The organism is Roseofilum acuticapitatum BLCC-M154, assembly GCF_030068475.1.
Lineage (GTDB): Bacteria > Cyanobacteriota > Cyanobacteriia > Cyanobacteriales > Desertifilaceae > Roseofilum > Roseofilum acuticapitatum.
In genome coordinates this window covers 36,814-62,786 of sequence record NZ_JAQOSP010000090.1, presented here as the reverse complement: position 1 = coordinate 62,786, position 25,973 = coordinate 36,814, and the positions used below count along the sequence as shown (strand labels likewise).

24 protein-coding genes, 1 other RNA gene and 1 pseudogene are annotated in these 25,973 nt (G+C 44.8%); 15 read left to right on the top strand and 11 right to left on the bottom strand.

Annotated features, from left to right (window positions below; all coding sequences use genetic code 11):
* Positions 1–425: 425 nt before the first annotated feature.
* Positions 426–1,004 carry a Uma2 family endonuclease gene (locus PMG71_RS13620; RefSeq protein ID WP_283754243.1) on the bottom strand — a complete coding sequence of 193 codons (579 nt, stop codon included), beginning with the start codon at positions 1,002–1,004 and terminating at the stop codon, positions 426–428.
* 191 nt (positions 1,005–1,195) lie between these two features.
* Here PMG71_RS13620 and PMG71_RS13615 point away from each other — a divergent pair, with 191 nt between their 5' ends.
* The gene (locus tag PMG71_RS13615; protein WP_283754242.1) at positions 1,196–1,753 is read left to right on the top strand and encodes a Uma2 family endonuclease; all 558 of its coding nucleotides are present in this window, start codon (positions 1,196–1,198) and stop codon (positions 1,751–1,753) included.
* Between the two features lie 196 nt (positions 1,754–1,949).
* On the opposite strand, the gene PMG71_RS13610 is transcribed toward PMG71_RS13615, so the two are convergent.
* Both PMG71_RS13610 and PMG71_RS13605 read right to left on the bottom strand, forming a co-directional pair.
* A complete protein-coding gene (locus PMG71_RS13610) occupies positions 1,950–2,888 on the bottom strand; it encodes a D-hexose-6-phosphate mutarotase (protein WP_283754241.1) in 939 nt (312 codons plus the stop codon).
* 92 nt (positions 2,889–2,980) lie between these two features.
* Positions 2,981–4,315, bottom strand: a complete 1,335-nt coding sequence (locus tag PMG71_RS13605; protein ID WP_283754240.1) for a histidine phosphatase family protein — start codon at positions 4,313–4,315, stop codon at positions 2,981–2,983.
* A gap of 121 nt (positions 4,316–4,436) precedes the next feature.
* Here PMG71_RS13605 and PMG71_RS13600 point away from each other — a divergent pair, with 121 nt between their 5' ends.
* Positions 4,437–5,165: a 16S rRNA (uracil(1498)-N(3))-methyltransferase gene (locus PMG71_RS13600; RefSeq protein WP_283754239.1), complete on the top strand. Its 729-nt coding sequence runs from the start codon at positions 4,437–4,439 to the stop codon at positions 5,163–5,165.
* 95 nt (positions 5,166–5,260) lie between these two features.
* The gene (proX, locus tag PMG71_RS13595; RefSeq protein WP_283754238.1) at positions 5,261–6,316 is read left to right on the top strand and encodes a glycine betaine/L-proline ABC transporter substrate-binding protein ProX; all 1,056 of its coding nucleotides are present in this window, start codon (positions 5,261–5,263) and stop codon (positions 6,314–6,316) included.
* A gap of 23 nt (positions 6,317–6,339) precedes the next feature.
* On the opposite strand, the gene PMG71_RS13590 is transcribed toward proX, so the two are convergent.
* The gene (locus PMG71_RS13590; protein WP_283754237.1) at positions 6,340–7,407 is read right to left on the bottom strand and encodes a CHAD domain-containing protein; all 1,068 of its coding nucleotides are present in this window, start codon (positions 7,405–7,407) and stop codon (positions 6,340–6,342) included.
* Between the two features lie 159 nt (positions 7,408–7,566).
* On the opposite strand from PMG71_RS13590, the gene PMG71_RS13585 reads away from it, so the two are divergent.
* Positions 7,567–7,896, top strand: coding sequence for an FmdB family zinc ribbon protein (locus PMG71_RS13585; RefSeq protein WP_283754236.1), 330 nt, complete (start codon positions 7,567–7,569; stop codon positions 7,894–7,896).
* A 66-nt stretch (positions 7,897–7,962) separates the two neighbouring features.
* Here the strand turns inward: PMG71_RS13585 and PMG71_RS13580 are convergent, their stop codons facing one another.
* Complete coding sequence (locus tag PMG71_RS13580) at positions 7,963–9,000, bottom strand: N-acetylmuramoyl-L-alanine amidase (RefSeq protein ID WP_283754235.1); 1,038 nt, start codon at positions 8,998–9,000, stop codon at positions 7,963–7,965.
* Positions 9,001–9,282: 282 nt separating this feature from the next.
* Between PMG71_RS13580 and PMG71_RS13575 the strand changes: the two genes are divergently transcribed.
* From PMG71_RS13575 to PMG71_RS13555, 6 genes and pseudogenes are all read left to right on the top strand, one after another.
* Positions 9,283–9,852 carry a hypothetical protein gene (locus PMG71_RS13575; RefSeq protein ID WP_283754234.1) on the top strand — a complete coding sequence of 190 codons (570 nt, stop codon included), beginning with the start codon at positions 9,283–9,285 and terminating at the stop codon, positions 9,850–9,852.
* Entirely contained in the window at positions 9,849–10,136 is a 288-nt protein-coding gene (locus tag PMG71_RS13570; RefSeq protein WP_283754233.1) for a hypothetical protein, read from the top strand. The genes PMG71_RS13575 and PMG71_RS13570 overlap by 4 nt, the downstream gene beginning before the upstream one ends.
* Positions 10,137–10,455: 319 nt before the next feature.
* A complete protein-coding gene (locus PMG71_RS13565) occupies positions 10,456–11,739 on the top strand; it encodes an ATP-binding protein (RefSeq protein ID WP_283754232.1) in 1,284 nt (427 codons plus the stop codon).
* 63 nt (positions 11,740–11,802) lie between these two features.
* Positions 11,803–13,104 carry a Tudor-knot domain-containing protein gene (locus PMG71_RS13560; protein ID WP_283754231.1) on the top strand — a complete coding sequence of 434 codons (1,302 nt, stop codon included), beginning with the start codon at positions 11,803–11,805 and terminating at the stop codon, positions 13,102–13,104.
* A pseudogene (locus tag PMG71_RS24140) lies at positions 13,100–13,201 on the top strand (IS982 family transposase); the annotation flags it as partial. The gene PMG71_RS13560 and the pseudogene PMG71_RS24140, both read left to right, overlap by 5 nt.
* Before the next feature lie 95 nt (positions 13,202–13,296).
* Positions 13,297–13,596: a TMEM165/GDT1 family protein gene (locus PMG71_RS13555; protein WP_283754230.1), complete on the top strand. Its 300-nt coding sequence runs from the start codon at positions 13,297–13,299 to the stop codon at positions 13,594–13,596.
* A gap of 9 nt (positions 13,597–13,605) precedes the next feature.
* Here PMG71_RS13555 and PMG71_RS13550 read toward each other — a convergent pair whose 3' ends face one another.
* Positions 13,606–14,457, bottom strand: a complete 852-nt coding sequence (locus tag PMG71_RS13550; RefSeq protein WP_283754229.1) for an Npun_R2479 family HD domain-containing metalloprotein — start codon at positions 14,455–14,457, stop codon at positions 13,606–13,608.
* Positions 14,458–14,625: 168 nt separating this feature from the next.
* Between PMG71_RS13550 and ssrA the strand changes: the two genes are divergently transcribed.
* Positions 14,626–15,014, top strand: a transfer-messenger RNA (tmRNA) gene (gene ssrA / locus PMG71_RS13545).
* 161 nt (positions 15,015–15,175) lie between these two features.
* On the opposite strand, the gene PMG71_RS13540 is transcribed toward ssrA, so the two are convergent.
* Together PMG71_RS13540 and PMG71_RS13535 are read right to left on the bottom strand one after the other, a co-directional pair.
* A complete protein-coding gene (locus PMG71_RS13540) occupies positions 15,176–16,093 on the bottom strand; it encodes a hypothetical protein (protein ID WP_283754228.1) in 918 nt (305 codons plus the stop codon).
* 107 nt (positions 16,094–16,200) lie between these two features.
* Positions 16,201–17,862 carry a D-Ala-D-Ala carboxypeptidase family metallohydrolase gene (locus PMG71_RS13535; protein WP_283754227.1) on the bottom strand — a complete coding sequence of 554 codons (1,662 nt, stop codon included), beginning with the start codon at positions 17,860–17,862 and terminating at the stop codon, positions 16,201–16,203.
* A 205-nt stretch (positions 17,863–18,067) separates the two neighbouring features.
* On the opposite strand from PMG71_RS13535, the gene PMG71_RS13530 reads away from it, so the two are divergent.
* The 3 genes from PMG71_RS13530 to PMG71_RS13520 all read left to right on the top strand — a co-directional run bounded on the left by PMG71_RS13530 (position 18,068) and on the right by PMG71_RS13520 (position 19,283).
* On the top strand, positions 18,068–18,742 hold the full coding sequence (locus tag PMG71_RS13530; RefSeq protein WP_283754226.1) for a hypothetical protein: 675 nt from the start codon (positions 18,068–18,070) through the stop codon (positions 18,740–18,742).
* A gap of 78 nt (positions 18,743–18,820) precedes the next feature.
* A complete protein-coding gene (locus tag PMG71_RS13525) occupies positions 18,821–19,087 on the top strand; it encodes a type II toxin-antitoxin system HicA family toxin (RefSeq protein WP_347179285.1) in 267 nt (88 codons plus the stop codon).
* Positions 19,071–19,283: a type II toxin-antitoxin system HicB family antitoxin gene (locus PMG71_RS13520; RefSeq protein ID WP_283754224.1), complete on the top strand. Its 213-nt coding sequence runs from the start codon at positions 19,071–19,073 to the stop codon at positions 19,281–19,283. The genes PMG71_RS13525 and PMG71_RS13520 overlap by 17 nt, the downstream gene beginning before the upstream one ends.
* Positions 19,284–19,288: 5 nt before the next feature.
* Here the strand turns inward: PMG71_RS13520 and PMG71_RS13515 are convergent, their stop codons facing one another.
* Entirely contained in the window at positions 19,289–20,734 is a 1,446-nt protein-coding gene (locus tag PMG71_RS13515) for a RecQ family ATP-dependent DNA helicase (protein ID WP_283754223.1), read from the bottom strand.
* 189 nt (positions 20,735–20,923) lie between these two features.
* Positions 20,924–21,232: a Dabb family protein gene (locus PMG71_RS13510; RefSeq protein ID WP_283754222.1), complete on the bottom strand. Its 309-nt coding sequence runs from the start codon at positions 21,230–21,232 to the stop codon at positions 20,924–20,926.
* 66 nt (positions 21,233–21,298) lie between these two features.
* On the opposite strand from PMG71_RS13510, the gene PMG71_RS13505 reads away from it, so the two are divergent.
* On the top strand, positions 21,299–22,936 hold the full coding sequence (locus PMG71_RS13505) for a Ppx/GppA phosphatase family protein (RefSeq protein ID WP_283754221.1): 1,638 nt from the start codon (positions 21,299–21,301) through the stop codon (positions 22,934–22,936).
* Here PMG71_RS13505 and PMG71_RS13500 read toward each other — a convergent pair.
* A complete protein-coding gene (locus PMG71_RS13500; RefSeq protein WP_283754220.1) occupies positions 22,911–25,823 on the bottom strand; it encodes an EAL domain-containing protein in 2,913 nt (970 codons plus the stop codon). The genes PMG71_RS13505 and PMG71_RS13500 overlap by 26 nt on opposite strands.
* Positions 25,824–25,973 lie beyond the last annotated feature (150 nt).

Sequence of the window (25,973 nt, the reverse complement as noted above, 5' to 3'; positions counted from 1 at the left end):
CGCTTAAATACCCTAATTAAAAATCCAGGGAGCAAGATGCTCCCACTCCAGTCATATCAAAGAATTCGAGGAGTGCGGGCATCTTGCCCGCTTCTTAACAAATTTTCATGTCCGCTTGCGGAAACCGGACTTGATATGACTGCATTTTTAGGGTGTGGGAGCGTCTCGCTCCCTAGTGCCGTGACAACTCTAAAATGGTGGGTTACGGCGGATTGAGAGATTGCTATCACAGTCTAGGTTTTAGCCGCCTAACCCACCCTACGCTAATGCTCGCTCCCTAGAGTTCACAAGCCAGCAAGATTTGAGGAAAAGCCAGTAAGATTTGAGGAAAAGCCAGCGAGATTTGAGGAAAAGGCAGCAAGATTTGAGGAAAAGGCAGCAAGATTTGAGGAAAAGGCAGCGAGCAAGATGCTCGCACTACGGTACTAGACCCACAAAAACTGTACATCTAATTCAAATCCGACTAAGACCTCTTCTCCGGACAAAGTGACCGGTTGATGCAGAATTTCCACCGGTTGATTCGGTCGATAGATTCCCACTCGCTTCCCTTTGGGGTCTAATAACCAGCCTAAACGACACCCATTAGCTTGATATTCTTCCATTTTTCGCTGTCCTGCTGTCCAAGAGTCGGAAGGGGACAGTAGCTCAATGACAAAATCGGGACATAGGGGTAAAAAGCCTTTGCGCTCTTCAGGGGTGAGGTTCTGCCATTTTTCTAGGGGTATCCAGGAAACATCCGGAGAGCGATCGCCCCCGGATGGCAGTTCAAACCCCGTCGAGGAGTCGCAAATAATACCAGATTTTTGCTGGCGGTTCCAAAGACCCACTTCTATGATCAGTTCAGAATTCCAATAGCCAGTTTCTCCACCGGTTGGGGACATGATAATGAGTTCTCCTTGGGGACTGCGTTCAAGTTGGCGATCGGGGTTAGCCGCGCAGAGCTTGCGGAACTCAGTGCGGGTTAACGTGGCGATCGGGCTGAGGTCGAGGGTTAGGGGGGCCATAGTGTCAATTAAAAATTAAAAATTAAAAATTAAAAATGGGTATGGGTTGGGGACAATTGCCTCTAGTGACGCTCATACAGGATCTACAAGGCCACTTTCACCCATTTTATCCCTATTCAATTGTAGTCAATGTTTAAGGATATAATAGTGTTATAGTTAAATCCACTTCAGTAAGATAGTCTTTCACCACTATGACAAACGTACAAATTCCCTGGACATCAGCCGATTTGGAGCTGTTGCCCAATAACAATAACCGCTATGAAATTATCAATGGAGAATTGTATATGACCCATGCCCCCCATTGGAAACATCAAAAGACTATGGGTAAAATTTGCACAGCCCTAGAAAATTGGATAGCAACAACAGGAACAGGTGAAGCGATCATTAATCCCGGTGTAATTTTCAGTGATACGGATAATGTTATCCCCGATCTAATTTGGATGACTAACGATACGTTAAACCATTGTGTTGATGAATCCGGTCATTTTACCAGCGCTCCAGAATTAGTCGTTGAAGTATTATCAGCAAGTAAAGCTGATGTTCGTCGCGATAAGGAAAGCAAGTTAAAATTATATTCCAATCAGGGCGTGCAAGAATATTGGATTGTGGACTGGCGATTAAAGACAGTAGAGGTTTATCGGCGAGAAAAAGCGAAATTGGGATTAGTAATGACCCTATTCGAGAATGATGAACTTACATCTCCTTTACTTCCTGATTTTTCTTGCCAAGTCAATCAGTTCTTTGCTTAAAGTAGATGTTGATCACCCTCCCTCATAACGGAAAGTGCTGAATTAGGAGTGGGAGCGTCTCGCTCCCTAGGGTTTTGCATTAGTCTCGCTCCCTAGGGTTTTGCATTAGTCTCGCTCCCTAGGGTTTCACAGCGAGCAAGATCTTAAGAAAAGACAGCGAGCAAGATGCTCGCACTCCCCAAAATCAATTATGATCTCAATTCCTAATTTTGACTTGCAATCGATGCTCATTGCCGGGGAAAACTCGGATCTGATCGGGCCCCGCGTTGGTGGTTTCCACACAGACAAACTTAAGATAGTCCTCATCATCTAAATCGGCAAATTTGGCCGCTTTCTCAGACCAAGGATTCCAAACTACAGCGCTATTACTTCCCTCAGAAGTGAGCCTAATCTGACGTTTCCACCTAGAATCATCAACAATTAACTGAGCAGGAACATTGGTGTAGATGCGATCGACTTCTGAAGTAATCTCGACCACTCCACTTTGATGTTTTTGCGCTCCACCGTCTACTTTATCAATATAGTCTGTTCTATCTAAACCTAAAATTCTCACCCCATGAATACTACCCACTCGGAAATAGGTATGTAAAGCTTGGGTAATGGTAAACGGTTGATTCCCTCGATTGCGAGTCATTAAACCCACGGTTAGAGTATCACCGACCATAATATCCATGACCAATTCCCAAGCATGGGGCCAAAGTTCGCGGGTGTCTGGGGTATCAGTTAATCCGAGTTGAATGTGGGTTTCTCCTTCAGGAGTGGTTGCAGTAGATAAGACTGACCAAAACCGATTTCGCACAAACCCATGACTGGGAAGATTGGACTGTTCGGGATGGGGGCCAAACCAAGGCCAGCAGACAGGAATACCGCCACGAATGGCTTTTCCAGATTGCAGAATAGCCTTTTCACTTAAAAAGAGCAGATCTTCGGATTCAGTTACGGGTTGAAAAGAAAGGATATGACCCCCATAAAGGGAAATGGTGGCTTTGGCGAAGTCATTCTCAACTTGGATAAGGGGAAAATCTGTATTTTCTTCAGAATTCGAGACCATCTGATCCGATTTAAATAGGGTTTTGCCTTCAATAAATTGGAGTTGGTTGGCAATTCCATAGCGATCGTTAAGTTGATTAATCATAACCTGAAAATTTAACCTTAAAATTTTAATTGGACAGGGGGATTAAATCAAATCCCCCGACTTTTGCGCGGGACAAAATAACGATGCTTCAATTACAATGCACCGGCTGCGGTTCGGTCAAGAATACCGGCATTCAGATGGGAGGTAATATTATGGCATTTGAGCAGGGGTTTGCCTTGAGGGCCATAGGGATAATCAATGACAGTAATGGCTCCATTGCCTTGTTTGAAATTCCAGAAATATTGGGGATCTAAATCAAATAAGTGACAAACAATTGCCTTATTAATGGCATCATGAGCGGTCACCATGCCGGTTGTTCCGGGTTTAGCTGATTCTAGAATACTTCTCCAGGCGGCGATCGCCCGCTCCCAGACCTGCTGTAAATTTTCTCCTTCCGGCATTTGCACGGTTTCCGGGGATTTTTGCCATTCGGCTAACATCCCCGGATAAGCGGCTTCAATCTCGCTCTCTAGCATCCCTTCCCATAAACCATGACTAATTTCGGCCAACAGAGGATTAAGCTGTAACTCCACTCCTGGATGGCTCTCTAAAATCAATTCTGCGGTTTCTTTGGGGCGCAACAACGGACTACTGACGGCAAAATCTATAGGCACATCTTTCAAAAATTCACCGGCTTTGCGTCCCTGTTCTTTCCCCGTTTCATTCAAGGGGATATCCTTAACTCCTTGAAAGCGCTTATCCCGATTCCACTGGGTTTCACCATGACGCACCAATAACAGACGAATTCCTTCTGGTTCATTAAACTTGGGCAAAGAAAACCCTAAATGATGGGTTAAATTCATGGATTCTAATTGGACGCTCTCTCCCCAACCCCCAGAAAAATTGAGGACACTAATTCCGCAATTGGATTGCAGAATGGACTGATAATAGGCAGGAGAAATATTGAGCGCTGTACTCAACAAACAGCGATTAATTCCATTATGGGCGACGACTAAGACGGTTTGTCCTTGATGTTTGGCTAAAAGATCTTGCCAAAATTGTTTGGCTTGTTCATGCATCGCCAGCACTGGATAATGCTCTTTAGTGCCTTCTGGAGTGGAAATTACCATTTTAAAGGCTTCAGGTTGTTGTTTCCAAATCTGATAATCTTGAGGAAATTGGGTTTGCACCTCTTTTTTGTGCATCCCTTGCCAGAGGGGAAGATCAACCTCTAATAAGGTTTCTGGACTTTCGATGGTGAGGGAAGAACCAAGATGGGTAACAATTTCTTCAGCCGTTTGTCGAGCGCGTTGCAAGGGACTGGAGTAAATGGCATCTAGGGATAGGCCTTGAAGTGCAATGGCGACTAATTTAGCATCTGCTTTGCCTTGTTCGGTGAGTACAGAGTCATTCAGACGGCCTTGAATGCGTTGCTGGGCATTATAACTGCTTTGACCGTGGCGGACGAGGATAACACGGGTTGTCATGGAGTTTTACTCGATCTGTTGCGGTCTGCATTTTACCCCATAATCTGTGGTAATGGGGAGATGGGCAATTATGGATGATGGATAATGGGGTGATGAGTTTTGGCAATCCTGAGTAAGAGTCATGAGTGGGACACAATGGCAACGGGTGGCGATCGCCCCAGAACAATTGCATAATGATAGGATTGGGTTGACTGCCGAGCAGCAGCATTATCTGTATCGAGTGCTGCGCCTGAAACCGGGCGATCGTTTTATTGCCCTGATACAATCTCAATGGTGGTTAAGTGAACTGCGGGATCTGGAAACGGCTCAACGGCTAGAAATGATTCCGGTGCAAACTGAACTGGCGATCGCCATTACCCTGATGGTCGCTTTACCCAAAAATGGGTTTGAAGAAATTATACGCTGTTGCACAGAATTAGGGGTAAGGGAGATTATCCCCATTATTAGCGATCGCACCCTACTTAAACCCAGCCCCCAAAAACTCGACCGTTGGCGACGCATTGCCACAGAAGCGGCTGAACAATGCGAACGGCAACACATTCCCACCCTGCATAACCCCCTATCCTTTACCCAAGCTCTAGAAACCCCCTACAGCCATCCCTATCTCGCCGTTACCCGCACCCCCGCGCCCCATCTGCTCACCCTACCCTTACCTCCCCCGACTGAAGCCCTTCTCATTGCCACCGGCCCCGAAGGCGGCTGGACTCCTCTAGAAGTCGAACAGAGCCTAAAAGCCGGATTCCAGCCCATTTCCCTCGGTCAACGCATTCTTAGAGCCGTAACCGCTCCCATCGTCGCCCTCTCTTTACTCGCTGCACATTACGAAATCCATTCAACCCATGATCGATGACTATTATTGGGTCAAGTTTGAGAAGAAAGGTAAATTCTTATGCTAGGGTTACCAATAAACAGATGAGAGATCTGATTGTTGTATTCACACACTGAATGATGATCCAATTGAAAATCAAGTCTATTGCCTTGGGTACGATGGTAAGCGGATTGCTTTTAGGAGCGATCGCCTGTAATACGACCTCTGGTGGTAATACCAATGAAGAAAATACCAGTGACTTACCCGGAGCAGGGACAATCTTAACCCATGGTCAGAGTAGTCTACTAGAAGAACACTTTCAATCCCAAATTATCAACAAAGCCTTAGAGCAATTGGGATACGAGACTCAACCCCCTAAAGAACTGACCTATCCGACCCTGTATGCGGCGATCGGCAACGGAGATATAGACTACACTGCGGTGAATTGGGACAGGCTACACACTGAATTTTACGAAAATAGTGGGGGAGATGAAAAATTAGCCCATGTTGGAGTCCTCACCCCTTCGGTATTACAGGGATACCAAATGGATAAGAAAACAGCCGATGAATATAACATTACCAGTTTAGAACAGCTCAAAGACCCCGAAATTGCCCAACTCTTTGATACCGATGGTAATGGAAAAGCCAATTTAACCGGATGCGATCCCGGTTGGGGCTGCGAGTTGGTGATCGAACACCATTTAGATGCTTATGGTTTGCGCGATACCGTCGAACACGATCAGGGTCAGTATTCGGCCTTGATTGCCGATACTCTGGTTCGCTACCAGGAAGGAGAACCAGTTTTCTTTTACACCTGGACTCCCTACTGGGTGGGTGGCGTATTAAAACCGGGTGAAGAAACCATTTGGCTAGAAGTCCCTTATACCGATCTCCCCGAAGAACAAGGGGAAGTGTCTGAAGCCGATACCACAGCCAACGGCAAAAATTTGGGTTTTGTCGTCGATCGCATTAGAGTTGTAGCAAATAAAGAATTTGTAGACGCAAATCCGGCTGCCGAAAAACTCTTTGAGTTGGTAGAAATTCCCCTTGATGACATCAATGCTCAGAACATGCTCATCCAAGAAGGAGAAAATACCCCCGAAGACATTGAGCGTCATGTGAATGAGTGGATTTCCGACAATCAAGAGTTATTTGATAGTTGGGTAGAACAAGCCATGGAAGTTGAATCTTAATACCATTGCTCTGAAAGTAAAGATTATTTTTTACTTTTTCGCGGATTATGGTTCGTTCCTTCACCAGAGGCGATCGCCTCTGGTGTTTCATTACCCATTAGGATATTATTCTCTGCCACTGCCACCTGGATTAAAGGACTAACTACCCCCTTTCTTAGCCCTTCACGCACCTTTTCATCTAAATATCTTTGCTGTAGCTTGTACCACAGTTTCCAGCATTCATAACGCTGTTTACTTAACAGTTTGGCTAAGGTTTGCCCCTCTGTTCTCCAGTGGGAAGGTAACACTTGATCTAAAAAAGATTCTAACACTAGGGTATCTTGAATCGTCCCTAAAACTTCCTGAATTTGTTTAATATCCTCTACATACTCCTGATAAACCGGGCCATAATGCTGTCTAAACAAACTCATTTGATAGCGCACCCGTTTAGCTTGTTTACGCAAATCGTGCAAAGCTTCACCCTGTTGGGCAATTTGGGCTTCAGCTCCCTTGAGGGTTAACCGGGTTTGGCGCTTAATTTTACCCCCGTTTACAGTTACTCCCACCCACCAAGCCTGATGGAGTAATAATTGATTAATGTAAGGGAGCAAAAGATCCGGTAAAACACTATTAACCGGTAATTGACCCCAATCCTGATATTGGGGCTTCTCTAACCAGTCTTGTGCCGACTGCTTAAAGTGTTGATAGCGCTTACCTTCGAGTAAGTTTTTCACTCTTTTGAAAGCCTTGGAGCGTCGCTTGCCTAATTTTTTCAAGGCTTTATGCAATAGGGGCTTTTCCTGGGCTTTTACTTGGGGTTCATACTCCTGTAAGCTCTCTTGCAACACATCTAAGTCTCGCAACTGTCCTAAAATTTTGGCCATTTTGCCAATGTTCCGATTACTTACCGAGTCAGGTAAGATGATAACCGGGGCAAAACCGGTGACTACACTGCGTAACCGTCGCATTCCCACGCGCATCTGGTGTAAATCTTCGGGATCTTGGTCAGCTAAAACTTTCTGTTCATAGGCGATCGCTTTGTGAAAGTATTTTTCTATACCCAGATAAGCCCAATCTTTTAAGAGTTGTTTTTCAGAGTGCTGCTGGATCATGGTATCTGCACCTTCAGTTGAAATGATCGCCCTAGCCCTTACCCATCAAGTGCTAAGGAATTCTAGGGTAACATACTGAAGCTATATCCTCTTGAAATCTGGCCTTAAGCCTTATACACTAAATAATCGATCCACTTTTTTTGCAATTTACGGATTATTATGCCTCTCTACGATTATTTCTGCCCTAGTAATAATCGCCGGATCGAAGTCTTTCATCCTCTGAATCAGACGATCGAAACTTGGGGCAAACTGTGTGAATTAGCCCAGATTGATCCGGAAGATACCCTCTTAGATGCACCGGTGCGCCGCTTATTGAGCGCTCCTATGCTCAGTGTTCCTACCAGTAATAATGATTACAAAAATCTGGGATTTAGTAAATTAGTCAAGCGAGATGATGGCGTTTACGAAAATGTCACGGCTAAAGAGGGAGAAGATCCAATTTACTATCGTAATAAAGGTTCTGCTAACAATGCGGATTTAACTCCCTAGGTTTCCTAGGCACTGCAACAAGGAGCTGAAGCTCCTTGTTGCAATTTCACTAAGACAAGAGGACATTTACATCGGAGGGGGTGTTTTCGTGCCTAAATGAATGGACTTGTCTGCACCCCGATAAGCATAATCAATCCCTAGTTCTTTACAGAAATCTGCCAAGATGACATAGGTAGAACGCTTTAATAAAACCCCTTGGACAAAGGGTTGTACCGGGAAATCTTGATCGCCAATAGCATTACCGTTGACATCCAGAGGACGATTTAGGTAAATGTCAACATTGGGAAAACTGGGAATAATAGGAGCATCGGTGATATATTTGGGTTTGAATTTATCTGACATCAGATTAATAAACCGAATATCTCCACTTTGGACTGTACCGATTCGGATTTGGAAGGGTGAGGTTAAGTCTAATAACCGAGCATAACACCGGTTATCAGAAAGGATATATCCTGTAGAAACGACTCTACCCCCAAAGAAAATCCGGCATTCGGTTTCCTGTTGATAGTTTTCGATCTTTTCTAAATCTGGATCGGCAGCAGCTTGCATGAAACCCCGGATTTTATCCCGTAAGATATCACCCCCGACACCGCCGCGATCGGAGGATTTGAGTTGCCACCAGTCCCAGCGCTCGGCTGTACCGCCTGGCCATCCATCATGCCAACTGATGGGGCCATAATTATCATGGGGCAGTCCATAGTATCTTGCTGTGGCAAAAGAGACTCCTGTTCCTTGCCAAGCTTGCCACTTGGAGAAATCCCGATTAGCGGCAGCTTCTGCGTGAGTCATCACACGAGAGAGGGTAATATCATTGGCTCCCCAACCCAAATCGAGGGCGAGGGATGCCACTTCTTTACACATATTGTCAATTTGGATATTGGTGGGGGGATAATCTCGCCAAGCCACTCCTCCCATACAAGCACAACAGATGCTGACGGAATTAGCGTTGCGGGCATAAGTATGAGTCCGCAACATTTGGTCATAACCAGTGTGTTTTTTGACCGTGCCATCACCCATAACTACGGTATGGTAATGACCAGGAGTTGCCCAATTATAGTGTGTTCCACTCCAGTGCAAATAGATTTTCCGAATGATTTGACCCATAAACTTGCCCGATCCTAAGATATAGACCTCATTATATTTCAGGGATTTCTTCTAAAATATTAAACTTGGACAAAAAATTAGGGATTAGGTAATGGGCGATCGCCTGACTCCGTGGTTTACCCCAGAAAAACCTAACCCTTGCTCACCTAGACAACTGCCCAAATCCTGTAAAAGTCCTCTAGCCAAAAAGGTTGAGAATCAATCATAATAGAAAGTAGACCTGGCCAAGGTTTTGGCTCATGCCACCCTTCACCCCATAACTGAATAAACCCTCCTACCACCATGACGGCTACTGTACATTCTCTCTTTGATGCCTTTGATCCTGAACCCTCGGAAGATTCCCTCTCTGCCAGTACCCTAGAACTTGCGGTTGATGATGCTCGTGAAGTCCTGGAACAACAACGACAGAAAAACCAAACCCTAACGACAAAGCTGAATATCTTATTTGTTACCAATGGAGCCTTGCTCACCAGTTTAACCCTGTCTCGGTTGGTGCTAGTGCCTAACTTATTCACGGTTGCTGAGTTGGTTGGCTTTCTTATAAACTTTACCTTGCTGATTTCGGCATTCCTCCCTCGGCAAATGGCAGTCAGTCCCAATTTGGGCGATCGCAAATTTCTGGAAACCTACTTATCCCTCTCTCCAGAGGAATATCAACTGCAAATGCTGGTGAACTGGTCAGAAGCCTATAATGCCAATAAGCAACGGTTAGATGATATCTCCCAATCCCTCTCCTATGCTGCCTATGCCACCTGGATGTTGGCGTTGGTAATTTTGACGGATATGGTAATGGCTAACTTCTGTCCAGGGATGGCTTGCTTCCCTACTGTTTTGACTTATTTTGCCCTATGAGTTCCACTCCGGACAATCCCAATTCTCCCAAAAAGAAGGTCAACCTGCCAGAACCCGATCAGGATAATATTACGGTACTGACCAATAAGTTACCCAAAGGGCCGATTTTGCCTTGGAACCGGTATGATTCTCCTTGGCATGATTCAGAACAAGAAAAGGATAAGAAGGAGGCTCTGAAAACAGAAGAGACTGAGGGAGAAGGGAATTCAGAACACTCAGATGGGGAGAGTCCAGAGGAAGAGCAAGAGGATAATACGATTCCTTTTAAGCGTAATCAGGGATGAGTTGAATTAAAAATTAAAAATTTTGTTCTAATCTAAGCGCGTAGCGCTCTATGAGTTCAAAGTTGACATCAACAGTAGTGCGAGCATCTTGCTCACTTGCCACCTCTAGCGAGCAAGATGCTCGCACTCCCTAAAATCTAAAAATAGAGGCGATTGCGGGCCATACCGATGAAAATTTTGTATGTATTATAGTAAATTCTAGATGTAGGGGTCAACGGCCGTTGACCCCTACAGAGTAACTGCTACAGAACCCCATTGAGTCGATCGCCCCAATTAACGGGATACAATAGACATTCCCATGCGATTGCCAAAGGCTCCCATGACTACTCTAAACCCCTCAGCTCGACAACACATTGCCTCTCTACAACATCAAGCTGCCTCGCTCCTGCTCTATCAAGCTGTCCTCCATCATGAAGTTGGCCAAGCTTTTCTCAGCCTCTTAGACCAACTCAACCAACCTGAACCCAATCCCCTAAAGTGTCTCAAGGCATACGGTCATTGGTTTAGAACTCTGGCCCATGTGCAAAAAAGTTGGTCAGATTATCTACTGGCGCAAATTTTCCGCGACCATAACCCCTTTACGAGTCAAGCACAACACCTACCCTTAGCGAAAATTCCCAGTCCCTTGATCGCTGCTGCAAAGCAGGATTTACAGACCTTACAAAGCTTATGTCAAGGGGAAATCCCTGTGGTTGAACAGATCGGTTTGTGGGTGCAATGGGTTGCAGATCTGCCAGAGGTTCCGGTTTCCTGGATCGTGGAATCTTCTGTACATCCTCTGTTAGAAAACTGTGAAAACTGGGCGGAGGCACTGCCGGAATTAGCCCGCTATTATCAACAGCATGGCACGGGCATTTTTTCTGAATATCGGGCTTTGCGTTGGCAGTCGGGAGAATTAAAAGGAATTGCTTATCCCGATCGCATTGAACTGAAGGAATTAGTGGGGTATGAAGAGCAAAAACAAGCGCTTTTAAAGAACACAGAAGCCTTACTTGCAGGCTATCCGGCTCTGAATGTGCTGTTATACGGCAGTCGGGGGAGTGGCAAGTCTTCGTTAATTAAAAGCTTGATTCATCGCTATGATGCCTTACGCTTAATTGAAGTGGCTAAATCCGATCTTAATGACTTACCGGATATTGTGGAGCGGTTGCGGAATCTGCTGCAAAAGTTTGTTATTTTTGTGGATGATTTATCCTTTGAAGAAGATGATGATGCTTTTAAGTCTCTGAAAGTGGTCTTAGAAGGCAATTTAACCGCAAGACCGGATAATGTGGTTGTGTATGCTACCTCTAACCGTCGCCACCTGATCCGGGAATTTTTCGGCGATCGCCCCCGTCCGAAAGATGCCGAAGAGATTCATCATTGGGATACGGTACAGGAAAAGCTTTCTTTTAGCGATCGCTTTGGTTTAACCCTCACCTTTGAACCCGTCGATCAAAGAACCTATCTACAAATGGTGCAACATTTAGCCACCCTTAACCAAATTTCTCTCACCGGTGCAGACTTAGAATATCAAGCCTTACAATGGGCAACCCGCCATAATGGGCGCTCCGGGAGAACGGCGCGGCAGTTTATCGATTTTGTCAAATCTCAAGTCAACTGAAACCAGCAATCAGGCGATCGATGGCGCTAAACTAGCAACAGGGTTAATTATGAGGAGAAAACTATGGCTAAGTCCATTGTTCAGCTTGTTGATGAACTGCCTGAAGATAACATTACGGTTAAAGTCTTAAAAGCCCTGGATTTTGTCGCACCGGGAGAATGGAATAATCTGGTAGGGTTCGATAAGACGATCGCCCATTTCACCGGAGAAACCGACCCCAAAACCCTTCAGCGTATCCGCGATCGGGCAGCATCTCTCTATCTCGATCCGACCCAAGGTTATCAGGGTGCAGTTGGATTATATCAGGCGATCGATAAAGCAGATGTGGCCATGGGTACAGCCGCCTTAGCTAATAAAGTGGGTGAAAAACTTAGTTTTCTCTCCTTTCTTAGCAATATTACCCCCAAAGCCGATACCACCCAAACCATTGATTTACTGCTCAAAATTGCCATAGAAGTGATTGCCTTTTGTAAACTCAATGGCATTCCCCAACCCAATCCACAGATTTTTGCTAATTCTCTGACTAAAAACTATCATAATGCCGGATCAATCCGCATGGTTGCCTTAGTTTGCATTGATGGGCTTTTGCCCTTGGGGCCCAACTTTCTCACTAAAATCCATGCCATTATTAAAAACATTAATCCAGGAAACATTGCCGGAAACCCTGTTTTTTCAGGCATTCAAGACCAGCTCCCCGGCGAAACAACCGGCGATCGCCTCGGATTTGTCAATCAATGTTTTAGTGCCGTTGAAGGGTGGATGAATCAGCTTGTTGCCCAAACTGGGATTACTCCAGAAAGCATTTTCAATCATTTAGGAAACTTTATCCAAATGGCCGATGATAATCTGGATTTCGTCGCCGCATTTCTCGATCAAACCACCAATTACTACGAGCATACTGGCATTCAAACTGTTGCCCAGCGCTTAATTTTAGATGCCTATGAATCCTTGCAAGCAGAAGGGGAATCACTCTCCGATCAAGATTCAGACAATGAAGATGGCAATGGTGAATTTTCCGTCGGAGATCCCGTTGAGGTTTGGGACAAAAAAGAAGAAGATTGGTATGAAGCCAAGATCCGCAAAATTAAAGTCAAAAAAGATAAAACTCGCTATTATGTTCACTATGTCGGCTATGGGTCATCCGAAGATGAATGGGTGAAAGAAAAGCATGTTCGCGGTGGCAACTTGGAAGATGCCGATGAGAATGGGTATGCCGTCGGTCAAAAAGTGAAAGTCTGGGATGATGATGAGGAAGAATGGTATACTGCCAGAATTCAAAAAATTGATGGCAATCAGTATCGAGTCCATTATCTGGATGAAGATGATTTTGAAGATGAATGGGTTGATTTAGATGAAATCTGTTAGCTTTCTCCTTAATCTGTTGGCTGGATTAATTGCCTATTGCCGTCAACCTAAAAAGCCTTCCCTTGGCTTAGAGTCTCTCTTGTCAACGATCGCTTAACCAACATTGACGTTAACCCGGTTGAGTCCATAGGGAGTAGATGCTTTCGAGACCTAACGCGATACGATAGGTGATAGTCAAGCATTAGAGAACCTATGGACTGGCAATTATTAAGTGTAAGTTTCGCGGCTGTCTTCCTATCCGAATTGGGAGATAAAAGCCAGGTGGCGGCGATCGCCATCAGTGGCACATCCCGCTCTCCCCGCGCCGTATTTCTGGGAACAGCAGGGGCCTTGCTCTTAGCCAGTTTTCTAGGGGTAATTCTCGGAGAAGGAACCGCAGCCCTACTACCGACCAAGCTGTTAAAGGCGATCGCCGCCCTAGGGTTTGCCATCATGGCCGTGCTATTACTCTGGCCAGAAAAAGACATCCCCCAAGACTTCGATCCCGATTAGATTCTCCCCTCAAACAATCATGTGTAACGACGGATTCGGCTGATGTTCCACCCGGAACACATTGGCATACAAATTCGCAATCACCTGTTTTCCTTCTTGGGTTAACTCCAAATAACCCAAACCTTCCTTAATATAAGGAAACACCCCATGCCAATAAAACTTAGGATAATTATTGCGTAAATCTTCAGGATGCCGATAATTAAGGGCTTTAGCCGCTCCCGTTTCCACAAACTCATAATAGAGAGCGCTAATTTTTTGCAAATATCGAGGATCGCTCAACTGACCAATCAAATCAGCCGCCCGCACTAATCCCGGATAATCACTCGTCGTTTGATGATCGCTATCCTTGGGAACCGGAAAGCGAGTCAATTCAATATTGCGCTTAATCACATCCGCATCAATTAACTTATGACCCCCAAACCGTTCCTCAATAAACAACTTGCCCCGGTCTACATGGTAAGGAGTCATCCCCGCATCTGAAGCCCCTGGAGGCAAAGACACCATTGCCCCATCTTTACCCGTAGCATAAAGACCTTCTTGATCTTCGCGACAAACCCCCCTCACATAGCCAATATCATGACAGAGCAGGGAAATAATAAAATGAAGCCAATCTTCGCAGGATACCCCCCCTTCGCGGATATGTCGTCCTCGGATGACTTCCTGACCCACTAAGGTGACTAAAATGGTGTGTTCTACATTATGGTACAGGGCATCACTATTGGCGATATTTTCTAGGGCCATGTTAGCGGCCCAGCCAATAATATCTTCATAGTCATGTTTCCAGCCGCCGTAGGTACGGCGATATCCCTCTTTGACTTGCTCAACAAAATGGTTAATCAGAATTTCTGTGGTGTTTAACATGATGTCCCTGGTTAGACCCTACTGGAACTTCGATCGATGGAATTGTTGATGTTTTTTTTATTTTAGACCCTAACCGCTCAGATGCCCTCTAGACGAATTTGGCCGTTTAGCCATTACTGGGGTTATAATTGGGTTAACTCTTTACGATCGACAATTGCGATCGCGCACGGGGCTGTAATGGTTTCGACGGGATAGTGAAAGCTGTTCTGTGATACAAGCCGAGAGTGAGTCACCTCTCGTAAATCAAGGCTCAAACCAAATGTAACTGCGAACAACATCGTTCCTTTTGCTCGTAAGGCTGCTGCTGTAGCCTAAATCTAGCCTCAAACAGGCGCGAGCCATCATAGTCCGACTCCGTTAAGGGCTGTGGTGAAACCCCAACGGATGCTCCCTGAAACCGTTTCTAGTCAGTTGAAGGGTTAAGACTTTACTAGAAATCCCCGCCATTCGGGGTCAAGAATGGTTCCTTCCCAGAGGATTAAGATGGGATAAGCTTGTGAATGAGCAGAGAGTAATAACTATTGCGGACGGCAGTTCGATTCTGCCCAGCTCCATTTTTAATTAAAACCTGAAAGCTTTTATGGGAAAGAACTTCATGCCATAGAAAACCACTGGATATATAAACGAAAAAAATCCGTGCGCTCCTAAGAAACGCACGGATCGTTTGTAAGCTTATCCTTTAGGACGGTGAGTATGTCAATAAAGTGGGTACTCACCCTTACTGCGATCGCCGAGATTGAGACCGCGATCGACTACCGGAACTTCGGCTACTGCTTGTTTTACCACTGTTACGACTGCTGGAGTTTCTCCCTTTTGTGCGACTACTGCTACTCCCACTAGCACGAGCTGTTTTACCCGCAGGAGGAGTGGGTGTTGGGACATGAGTTTTTGTCTTAAAGGTTACATTACTGCCCTCATTGAGTTGCTCTAATACCAGTAAAGGTGTAGGTTTCGCCTTTTGATCCCAATGTAAATTCACTAACCTTCCCTGAATTGCTGGTTGCCAATTGGGGTCAGGATGGGGACTCAGATAGGTTTCGATACAATCGATAATATCCTGAATGGTTTTTGAGGTCGCTTGAGTGGGTAGACGAGTCATATTAATTTGAATCCGGAATAAGACCCGTTTTTGAGTAGTTACTCCATCTCCGGTTTCATAGGTAACATCAAAGACCTCACTCACTTTACGGGGAGATGCAGAGGCCTCACCAATTTTCCCTTCCTTAGCTTGGGTGGGGCGTAGAGCAATGGTAATTTGTTCTTTAACTTTAACTTTAATTTGATTGACAATAGCAAAATGGAAAACTTCCTCATCCATCCGCATTCGCAGATAGTCGAGGTTAAATTCCCGTGAGTGAACCAAGTCCGGATTGGCCTCCATTTTAGTAATGGTACTCAGGGCAAGTTTGAGTTTTTTCTGGAGTTCTTTATTCTTAAAATCCTCAAACTTGACTTTTTTATTAGCCTTATCGATTTCAAGTTTAGCGTAGATCCCACCTCCGACCAGGGCAATGAATAGGACGGCCGACAGACCCATAAAGATCATCGGTAAAATACCCAAAGAAGGGGGATCGGGTTTAGCGCCTGGAGACGCTTGGGCTAGGGTAGGTGGAACAACAAGAATACGATGCTGCATAAGGTCACCGACTAGGAGCTTTGTTCTATTGTAGGCCTTGGTTCTTTTTGAGCGTGTTTTTTTAATGAGCGATTGAGATTTGGCGAGATCGTATCCGGCCTCAAATTTTAGCGAACCCATCGCGCTCGATAGCTACGAGCATCAATATGGGCGATATAGGGATAGTTTTGATATCGCCCTAAACCCCCTGGCCACCAGGGATCGAGGAACCAATAAATCTGATTTCCGGTGAGGCCGTCACAATAGAAGTCCATGGCATCTCCCACAATATGCCGACTATTAGAGACTCCCCCCACGCGCTGATTGATATCGGGGGGACGATACCAACTGGTGATATAGAAGGGGCGACCGATGCGATCGCGGGCCTGTTGTGCTAAAACCGCTATTCTGACAATAGCATTAACCGTGGATTGATTGGGAGGCAGTCGCGTCCCGCCATGGGTGGCTTCAGCCCAAGTGAAATAGCCTCCTGGAATAATAGAAGCATGGAGTTGAATATTATTCGGAGTCCAACGGTTGGGACGGGGAGGCAAAACTACAGGCCCCGGTTGACGAGGCGCTTCCGGACTATTGCGGTGGGTGTTATTCATCCGCTTCAGGTCTTCAAAGAGAGTATAAATGGCAATTTCCCTTGAGTCTAGTCCTCGCCACAGTTGCACCATGCGAATCAGGGCATTGCGCTGATGTTCTTCTTCGCTGTAAGCAAAGGGCACACGCTTAACAAAATTGAGTAACTCTCGATCGAGTTGGGCGGCGGTATTGGCAAGTAAATTGGGGTCGGTGGTATTGCTTCTGAGCATTTTCACCTCTAAGCCTAGGTCCGCTAGGGCTGCCGTGCGGGAGGGGAGTTTGCGCCAGATGCGGAAGGCTTCCGTGAGGGCTTGGCGCTGGTATCCGCGACCGGTGTAGTATTGGGGAACTCGTTGGGCAAAGGCAATGAGGGCGGGGTCGAGATAAAAGAGAGCGGGTTCGGGGGAGGTGTCCCGTTCTAGGGAAGAGATGGCTTTTTCTCTAGAGTCCAGGTTGCGCCAGAGTTGGGTGAGGCGGATCAGGGCTTCCCGTTGATGGGGATAGCCGAGATAATTGCGCGAGAGTCGGGTGAGAAAGTCGAGTAGGGGTGGGTCGATGTGGGTTTCTTCCCAGTTGGGTGCTGTGGAGGGGGGGGTATTGGTGAGGGCGGCGATCGCCTCTTCACGGGTATCAAAGTTACGCCAGATCCGAAACACTTCTAGCAGTCCATCCCGTTGATGGGGCAAGCCTTGATAATATTGGGGGATGCGCTCCACCAGGGATAACAGGGCAATATCCAGATAGGAGAGATTCGAGGGCAGGTTTTCTAGGCTATAGTCGGTTTGTAAATCTTTGACATAGATTTCATAGAGTTTTTTGCCATTACAAGGCTCTAAACGGGCTGCTTTGACTTCCTCCGGTGGCGGCGAATAGCCCTCAGCCACCCGCTCAATAAATTTTTTACTATAGTAACCCAGGGTCGTATCCCAAAGGTCATCCCCTTGCCATCCTTGACTAATCAGGGTATCCGTAATCGCCCGTATGGTATTAGCGGCATAGATGACCTGACCTTCAAAATCATCAACGGATTCCAAGGCAATACGGTTCGCTGGGGAAATTCCCAGTCCTGTTTCTCCATCCTTAAGTTGGGGTTTTTGCTGCACCTCATATAATCCTGCCAAAATGGATTTATGAATCCCCACCCGTTCCGACTCCACGGTGTACAGGGCGTTACGTTCATCTGGTGATAATCGGGTCATGGAACATCTGGCCTAATGAGCAAAGGATAACCATGGGTATTATAGTATTGCGCTTTGGGGCATTTTGGGCGATTTGGGTAGAATAGATGTATCTTTAGCACAACTAGGGTTTATACCCCATCATCCATTTGTGTTATTGCGAGGAACAAAAACAACATTTCCCATAGGTAAGTGCTGACGACTCTATATTCAGGAGATTATATTTATGTCTAAAGGTAATTTTCTCAGTCTACAAATATCAGAAGAAGAGATTTTACAAGCTGCTCATCTTACAAATAAGAAATTCAAGATTATTTCTAATTTAAATGATCCTAATAAACGGTTTATTTTGTCTTTGATTTATGGGTTTCCCGTGGGGATTTTGGTTGGACTACTTCTGGGTACTTTGATTTTCCTTGTTTCCGTTTATGTAAACCAACCTTTAACAATTGATGAATTTATGCGCTTTACATCCATGTGGACTATTGTTTTCGTACCCTCTTCAATAATTATATTTTTTCATTATTACAAAGACAAGATGAACAATAATAAATTCATAGCATTAAACCAACATATAAAAGATTATAATTCCTTGATTGAGGGAATAGATGCATTGGATGAAGCCGAGCGTTCTGGTGGAACAAAGCGATTGAAAAATAAAGAACGCATGATGGAAGCATTTAAGATAATGAGAGCCGATCTGATTTGTGCATTAAGAATTGAAAAGACATTTCGTGAAAACCCCAAGCTTCGGTCAACTGACTTTAATATGAACCTAGAACCTTTAAAGATTGTGCAGATGAGTGAGGAAGCAAGTCAATATGGTGATTTGTTTGGTCAAGCTCTTCAAATTGGCATGAGCGTGCAAGAAGAAATGCAAGCTCTCCAGAAAAAGCCATAAGTGATATCAAACCCAGTCATTGCCAATGGAGCGAAGTCAAGCAGTCTCGACCATATTCAGGAAGATGAGGAAACTCAAATGAGTCAGCGAGATAAACTACTAATGAAAATCTTGCTGGGGAATTCTGACACCAATATTCCCTTCAATCCACTCTGTGAACTTCTCAAGAGCTTAGGTTTTGAAGAACGAGTGCGAGGGAGTCATCACATTTTCTCAAAAGTCGGTGTGGAGGAAATCATTAATCTACAATCCAAGCAAGGAAAAGCCAAGGCTTACCAAGTCAAACAAGTGCGGAATATATTTTTGAAATATCAACTGGGAGATCAAAATGGTGATTCGTTATGAAATCATTCTCTATTGGAGTGAAGTCGATCAAGCCTTCATTGCAGAAGTCCCTGAACTGCCTGGCTGTGCAGCCGATGGAGCAACTTATCAAGAAGCGGTACAAAATGCCGAAATTGTCATTCAAGAATGGATAGAAACAGCAAAAGAACTGGGGCGCTCCATTCCTGAACCCCAAGATCGATTATCCCTATCATAAATTCACTAACCATCAAGGCTGTATTTATTCCTGACACAGCGATCGCAATGTAAACAGCGATAATCATCTGCTACATTACATCCAAAGGCTTTTAACAGGAATTTCCAGCGACAGCTACAAGTTATCCAATAGCGCTGCATCTGTTTTAGCGCTCGATTATTGTCGAAGTCGCTAGAGGGGGAACTCGATAGGATTTGATAATGAAAGGGACTATTCCAGTTCAGCTTTCCCTGACTATGCAGCACGGATAAAGCGAGAGCAGCTTGGGGATGGGATTGGATCATCTGACGTAAATCGCCTTGGGGGGGTAGGGTATGGATTAGACTTTGGGCGAGTTGTTGGAGCGATCGCTGTTGTCCCATAAAATACTTTTGTCTTTGTTTATCTCCAGGATCGAGCCATCCCGTGGGTTCACTGACTAAGGTAATGGCTTTGGCGGGTTGTCCATCTCGTCCTGCTCTGCCCACTTCTTGCATATACTCGGAGAGGAGCAGGGGGGGATGAAAATGCATCACCCAGCGCACATTGGGTTTATTAATTCCCATGCCAAAAGCTGAGGTACAAACTACCGCTTGTACTTGTTCTTCAAACCATTGATTTTCAATGGTTCGTCGTTGCTCTGGAGTTAAACCGGCATGATAAGCTGCTGTGCTTAACTGGTGCTGCTGGAGCCATTGGGAGAGCATTTCGCTATCTTTACGGGTGCGAACATAGATTAATCCGGTTTGCCCATTAGCTCGTTTGAGAACCTGTAAAATTCGGTTTTTTCGTCCTTTGGGTGACCAAGCAATGTTAACCCTTAAATGGAGATTGTCCCGATAGGGGTTGAGGAGAAAAGTTTGGGGAGCTTGGAGTTCTAGGACTTGTTTAAGAATGGATTGGGTGCGAGAATCGGCAGTAGCGGTAAAAGCGGCGATCGCTAATTGGGTTCCCCTAGGTTTATGCTTTAATAGGGCAGAACGAACGGCCCCCAATCTCCGATAAGCTGGGCGAAAGGTTTCCCCCCATTGCACTAAACAATGGGCTTCATCTAAAATCAGTCCATTAATGCGAAGTTTGGGTAAACAAAGTCGCTCCCAAACGGGAGGACTGAGCAAGCTTTCGGGAGACAGATAAAGTAATCTGAGTTGCTGCTGTTCGAGTTGTCGAAAGACTTGTTTGCGGACATAGGTGGGCTGTTCGCTATGGACAGAAGCGGCTTTAAGGTTGCGTTGGCGCAATTCTTGTACCTGATTTTCCATCAGTGCCACGAGGGGAGAGATGACTAAAGTTACTCCGTTTTGGAGTAGGGCAGGCAGTTGAAAACAGATGGATTTTCCGCCACCGGTGGGCATCACCACTAGGGCATCTTGTTGTTGTAATAAGGTCTGAATGATTTCCCCTTGGGGATAGCGAAAATCGTCATATCCCCAAATCTGTTGAAATGCCGTCCGAACTTGCTCAAATTCCATGGTTTTGCCTTCTCCCTATATCCCTCTCCCACGGGAGAGGGACTTTTCCCCATTGCTCCATTCCCCCATCTCCCTATCCCCGGTTCAATTAAAAATTGATCGCCGGGATGGGGCGGGTTTACGTCATTGATGGTGGGTAGCCTAAATTTGGGGTGAACCCGCCCCTACAACATCCCCATCTCCCCGATCCTATTCGCCCTCTTCTGGAATCTCATAATCCATGGCTAAAATGTTAACAGCAATGGGCTTAATGAGTGTTTGTACCACTTCTTGATGGGCGGGATGATCTTGATAGACTTTTAAGCTGGAAACATCTTGGAAGCGAGCGACTAAGCCATGGGTAAAGCCTTGGGCGCGATCGCAAAAATTTTCGCCGCAGGATAGGGCTAAAATTTGGGGAATTTTGCCTTTTAATCCCCTAAGTCCAGTGAGAAATGCAGAGAGTGCTTCGGGTGAAGTATCGGGCTGAAATTGAAATAAGACAATATGTTCAATCATAGAAAGGGTGAATTGAGTCCCTTTTAAAGATACCCTGGATCGTAAAGCTTAGGCCGATATAGCATCATGGTTAATACTCTCTCCCAATCCCCAACGCTGATTCAGACTCCGACGTTTCCGAAGCCAGAAACGCCCCAGATTTTAGCGGCGATCGATGTGGGAACGAACTCTGTGCATATGGTGGTGGTTCGTATCGATCCGACTTTACCCGCGTTTACGATTATCGATCGGGAAAAGGAAACGGTGCGTTTGGGCGATCGCGACCCGAAAACAGGGGAGCTGAAGGTGGAGATCATGGAGAGGGCGATCGCCGCATTTCGCCGTTTTTTACAGATCGCTAAAAGTTTACAGGTGGATCAAGTTGTCGCAGTCGCGACCAGTGCTGTGCGAGAAGCTCCTAATGGCCGGGATTTTCTCAAGCAGATTAAATCGGAAATTGGCTTAGAGGTGAACCTGATTTCTGGCCCGGAAGAAGCGCGACGAATCTATCTGGGAGTGCTGTCGGGGATGGACTTTCAGGGTCTTCCCCATACTCTGATTGATATTGGGGGGGGATCGACGGAGTTAATTTTGGGGGATGGCCAAGAGCCTCGCTCTTTGAGTAGTACCAAGGTTGGAGCGGTACGATTAACGACGGAGTTTGTGACTACCGATCCGATCAGCGATCGCGAATTTAATTATCTGAAAGCCTATATTCGAGGGCGGTTAGAGCGAGCGGTTGAAGAGCTACAAAGTTATCTGGAACCGGGTGAAACTCCCCGGTTAGTGGGGACATCGGGAACCATTGAAACCCTTGCCTGCATCGATGCGTGGGAGCAGTTAGGCATGGAACCGACTCCCTTAACGGGTTATGAGCTAAAGCTGAAAAACTTACAAAAAATCATTGAGCGTTTGCGGAAGTTGCCAGAGAGCGATCGGGCAAACATTCCAGGAATGTCCGAAAAGCGATCGGAAATTATTATTGCCGGTGCTTTAATTCTCCAGGAAGCGATGGAGTTATTGGGGATGAATTCTTTGGTGATTTGCGAGCGTGCCCTCCGAGAAGGCATTATTGTCGATTGGATGCTCACCCATGGTTTAATCGGAGATAAATTAGAATATCAAAGTCAAGTTCGCTATCGCAGCGTTCTCAAAGTGGCTCAGAAATATCAGGTTAATTTAGAATCGAGCCAGCGCATGGCCAATTTTGCCGTGCATCTGTTCGATCAAACCCAAGGAATTCTCCATTATTGGGAAAATTCAGAGCGAGAACTCCTCTATGTAGCCACCATTTTACACAATTGTGGGGTGTATGTGTCCCATGCCGCCCATCATAAACATTCCTATTATTTAATTCGCCATGGTGAATTACTCGGATATACGGAAAATGAAGTAGAAATTATTGCAAATATTGCCCGCTATCATCGTAAAAGTGCCCCCAAGAAAAAGCATGAAAACTATGCTAACTTGATGCATAAGAGCGATCGCCAGTTAGTCAGTCAAGTCAGTCCCTTTTTACGATTAGCCGTCGCTCTAGACCGCCGACAAATTGGGGCAGTTCAGTCATTTACTTGTCATTATAACCCTTCTACAAAAGAATTATACTTGAAACTTAAGCCCGCCCATGAAAATGACAATTGTGAATTAGAACTTTGGAGTATTCAAGATAAAAAAGATGTCTTTGAGTCAGAATATGGGGTTAAAGTACGTGCAAGTTTGAGCTAATTGAAAAGCGCTTCTTGTCCTTTAAAAGTCGAGTCGCGCTTTCCGAATCCAAGGGCTTAGAGAAAAAATAACCTTGACCAAACGTGCAATTTAAACCCCGTAATTGTTGCATCTGAGCCATGGTTTCAATCCCTTCGGCAATGGTTTCCATACCTAAACTATGAGCAAGAGAAATAATGGTATGGACAATTTCAGCATTTTCTCCCCATTGGGACATTTTTTGTACAAAAGAACGATCGACTTTGAGGGTATCCACCGGGAAACGATGTAAGTAAGCCAAAGAACAGTATCCCGTACCAAAATCATCAATGGAAAGTTGAATTTTTCGTTTTTTGAGTTCGTGGAAAATGGCGATTGCACTGTCAGGATCTTCCATAATCGCGGTTTCCGTAATCTCTAGCTTCAAGTATTTACCCAGTAAGTCAGCTTCGGCTAGAATACCATCAATGCGATCGCATAAGCTCGGCGTTAACTGACGACTGGATAAATTCACACTAATCTTTAAACGGGAAAACTCAGGAAATTCTGTTTGCCACTGTTTCAATTGCCGACAACTTTCTAATAAAACCCATTCACCAATGGCTCCAATTAAACCTGACTCTTCAGCAACCGGGATAAATACCGCAGGCGAAACAAACCCCCTCTCCGGATGATACCATCGGATCAAGGATTCAAACCCAGCAATTTTACCCGTTCCTAAAGCCACAATGGGCTGATAATAGACATACAATTCTCCAGGATGGGAATTATTTTTATTTTCTGGATAGAGTAATAAACGCAAATCCGTTTCAATTTGCATTCGCTCCATGGCTTCTTGCCGCATTGCCCAATCAAACACCACAGTACAATTTTTACCCTGTTTTTTAGCTCGATACATGGCAATATCAGCATTGCGGAGAACATCATCCACATCTTGGCTTTCCGGCAAGTTATAAGCAATACCAATACTCGCCTGCATAAATAAATCATGACCCCCTAACTTAAAGGGTTGTTCTAAATGTTTATGAATACGATTAGCAATATTAATTACATTTTGCAGATAATCCTGGTTTTCCACCAGAATGGTAAATTCGTCTCCCCCTAATCGAGCAATGGTGTCGTGTTCGCTGATACACTGTCTTAGAGTCCAGGCGATCGCAATCAGCAACAAATCTCCCACCCAATGGCCCATACTATCATTAATCCCCTTAAACCCATCTAAATCAATAAACAAAACCGCAAATCGATAGTTGGGATTCTCATGATATCGAGCATTAGCTTTTGCTAAAGCTTTCAGAAAATAGGCCCGATTAATTAATCCGGTTAACGAATCATGGGACGCATAATAACGCAACTTTTTTTCCTGCTGTTTTCGTTCTGTAATATCCACAACAGAACCTTCATAATAGAGTAACTTTCCTTGGGAATCTTCAACGGATCTAGCCCGTTCTGAAATCCAAATAATACTACCATCTCGTCGATAAATTTCTGCTTCAAACTGAGATAAAAATCCCTGCTCATTTAATAACCGTCTAAATTCTTGCCGACTTTCTGGATGAACATATAATTGATGCTCAACATCTGCCATGTTTTTAATTAAATTTTCCGCAGATTCATAGCCATAAATTTCAGCTAAAGCGGGATTAGCACCAATTATTTTACCTTCAGGAGTCGTTTGGAAAATGCCTTCCATGGAATTCTCAAAAATGCTCCGATACTTTGCCTCCGCTTGCTTTGATTCAAACACCGATCCCAATTGCATAGCGACAGAAGCCACTAATTCCATCAGTTTTGGATCTTTTTCTTGAGGTCTTCTTCTGAAAAAAACTAAAACAGCTAAAACATGATGATTTGCTAAAATCGGAACACCAAACCCCGCTTTTATGCCTGATTCAGCCGCCGCTTTATTCCGCAGAAACCAATTCCTCGATTCCTGAGAAACATCAAAAATCCATTCGGTTTGTTGCGAACTCCAAACTCGACCCGGCAAACCCACATTAGGAACAAATGTAAGTTGCTCACTCACTTTTCTAAATCGTTTAATTTTTTCAGATATTTCTGGAGCAATTTGACTTTGTTGATACCAAACTGGACTACACACTAGCTCTTGCTTTTGAGTTGAAGGTATCCATGCTTCAGCAATATCCCAACTTGTCGCTTCACAAATCAGTTCCATCGTAACTGCCAAGGCGTAATCAAAGTTTTTAGATTTACTAACTGCTTGCGTCAGTTGATAGAGAAGATGGATTTCTGTTTCTCGACGTTGGCGATCGGTAATATCGATACCTAAGCCAAAGAAGTATTCTATTTTATGAGTTTCTGGATTAGCAATAGAACGGCCATGCCACTCGACTAAAATTTCTTCACCTTGTTTCGTTAATATGTGATTTTGGGTACAAGTGGGTTCTAAGGAATGGCAATGATGCTCGAATACGGGAGATAAGGCCGCCCAATCTGCTTCAGGTACAAAGTGAGAAAGATAGTCTAAACCGATCGCTTCTTCTTCTGTATATCCTAAACGATCTAGCATAGCTTGGTTCACTTTTTGAACTTTACCATCCATACCAATTGCTACAAAAAAAGCTGGATTAGCTTCTAATAAGATATGATTTAAATCTTGAAAATTTTCTTGGATAGATTCATCTTCAAAGGGTTGAAGGATAATCTTGCTTTGGTTGTTCTTCAATATATTGGCGATAAAAATAACACTGCTGAGTCCTAAACCTGTCAGGAGGAGAGGAATTCGGCGATCTCTTCTATTGTCAAGTAAAGTTGATTGGGTCGATGGGTTTCCACTTTGAGCTACTCTCCGATCGATCTCTTGACTATTTGAAAGGCTAAATTGAGTGAGAATACTGATCGAGGAGGCGATCGCCGTAATCGCCAGTAACCGTAAAATATAACTCATAAACATTCCCTGATTCAGCTTACTGTCTTTTATACCCACCACGATCTAACCACAGCCTCCCATCAACATACTAGGAAAACTCTCAGCTTTTATAGTTTCCCATTACCTATCCAGGTACATTATTGATTCGCTCACCAAAATCCTTGAGTT

Excerpts from the sequence above, each read along its gene's own strand:
- PMG71_RS13550 (WP_283754229.1), bottom strand. The coding sequence starts at position 14,457 with ATGTTAAACACCACAGAAATTCTGATTAACCATTTTGTTGAGCAAGTC.
- PMG71_RS13610 (WP_283754241.1), bottom strand. The coding sequence starts at position 2,888 with ATGATTAATCAACTTAACGATCGCTATGGAATTGCCAACCAACTCCAA.
- PMG71_RS13600 (WP_283754239.1), top strand. The coding sequence starts at position 4,437 with ATGAGTGGGACACAATGGCAACGGGTGGCGATCGCCCCAGAACAATTG.
- PMG71_RS13615 (WP_283754242.1), top strand. The coding sequence starts at position 1,196 with ATGACAAACGTACAAATTCCCTGGACATCAGCCGATTTGGAGCTGTTG.
- PMG71_RS13525 (WP_347179285.1), top strand. The coding sequence starts at position 18,821 with ATGAGTCAGCGAGATAAACTACTAATGAAAATCTTGCTGGGGAATTCT.
- PMG71_RS13605 (WP_283754240.1), bottom strand. The coding sequence starts at position 4,315 with ATGACAACCCGTGTTATCCTCGTCCGCCACGGTCAAAGCAGTTATAAT.
- PMG71_RS13575 (WP_283754234.1), top strand. The coding sequence starts at position 9,283 with ATGACGGCTACTGTACATTCTCTCTTTGATGCCTTTGATCCTGAACCC.
- proX (WP_283754238.1), top strand. The coding sequence starts at position 5,261 with ATGATGATCCAATTGAAAATCAAGTCTATTGCCTTGGGTACGATGGTA.
- PMG71_RS13590 (WP_283754237.1), bottom strand. The coding sequence starts at position 7,407 with ATGATCCAGCAGCACTCTGAAAAACAACTCTTAAAAGATTGGGCTTAT.
- PMG71_RS13515 (WP_283754223.1), bottom strand. The coding sequence starts at position 20,734 with ATGGAATTTGAGCAAGTTCGGACGGCATTTCAACAGATTTGGGGATAT.
- PMG71_RS13620 (WP_283754243.1), bottom strand. The coding sequence starts at position 1,004 with ATGGCCCCCCTAACCCTCGACCTCAGCCCGATCGCCACGTTAACCCGC.
- PMG71_RS13530 (WP_283754226.1), top strand. The coding sequence starts at position 18,068 with ATGTCTAAAGGTAATTTTCTCAGTCTACAAATATCAGAAGAAGAGATT.
- PMG71_RS13540 (WP_283754228.1), bottom strand. The coding sequence starts at position 16,093 with ATGCAGCATCGTATTCTTGTTGTTCCACCTACCCTAGCCCAAGCGTCT.
- PMG71_RS13565 (WP_283754232.1), top strand. The coding sequence starts at position 10,456 with ATGACTACTCTAAACCCCTCAGCTCGACAACACATTGCCTCTCTACAA.
- PMG71_RS13505 (WP_283754221.1), top strand. The coding sequence starts at position 21,299 with ATGGTTAATACTCTCTCCCAATCCCCAACGCTGATTCAGACTCCGACG.
- PMG71_RS13585 (WP_283754236.1), top strand. The coding sequence starts at position 7,567 with ATGCCTCTCTACGATTATTTCTGCCCTAGTAATAATCGCCGGATCGAA.
- PMG71_RS13580 (WP_283754235.1), bottom strand. The coding sequence starts at position 9,000 with ATGGGTCAAATCATTCGGAAAATCTATTTGCACTGGAGTGGAACACAC.
- PMG71_RS13555 (WP_283754230.1), top strand. The coding sequence starts at position 13,297 with ATGGACTGGCAATTATTAAGTGTAAGTTTCGCGGCTGTCTTCCTATCC.
- PMG71_RS13520 (WP_283754224.1), top strand. The coding sequence starts at position 19,071 with ATGGTGATTCGTTATGAAATCATTCTCTATTGGAGTGAAGTCGATCAA.
- PMG71_RS13535 (WP_283754227.1), bottom strand. The coding sequence starts at position 17,862 with ATGACCCGATTATCACCAGATGAACGTAACGCCCTGTACACCGTGGAG.
- PMG71_RS13500 (WP_283754220.1), bottom strand. The coding sequence starts at position 25,823 with ATGAGTTATATTTTACGGTTACTGGCGATTACGGCGATCGCCTCCTCG.
- PMG71_RS13570 (WP_283754233.1), top strand. The coding sequence starts at position 9,849 with ATGAGTTCCACTCCGGACAATCCCAATTCTCCCAAAAAGAAGGTCAAC.
- PMG71_RS13510 (WP_283754222.1), bottom strand. The coding sequence starts at position 21,232 with ATGATTGAACATATTGTCTTATTTCAATTTCAGCCCGATACTTCACCC.
- PMG71_RS13560 (WP_283754231.1), top strand. The coding sequence starts at position 11,803 with ATGGCTAAGTCCATTGTTCAGCTTGTTGATGAACTGCCTGAAGATAAC.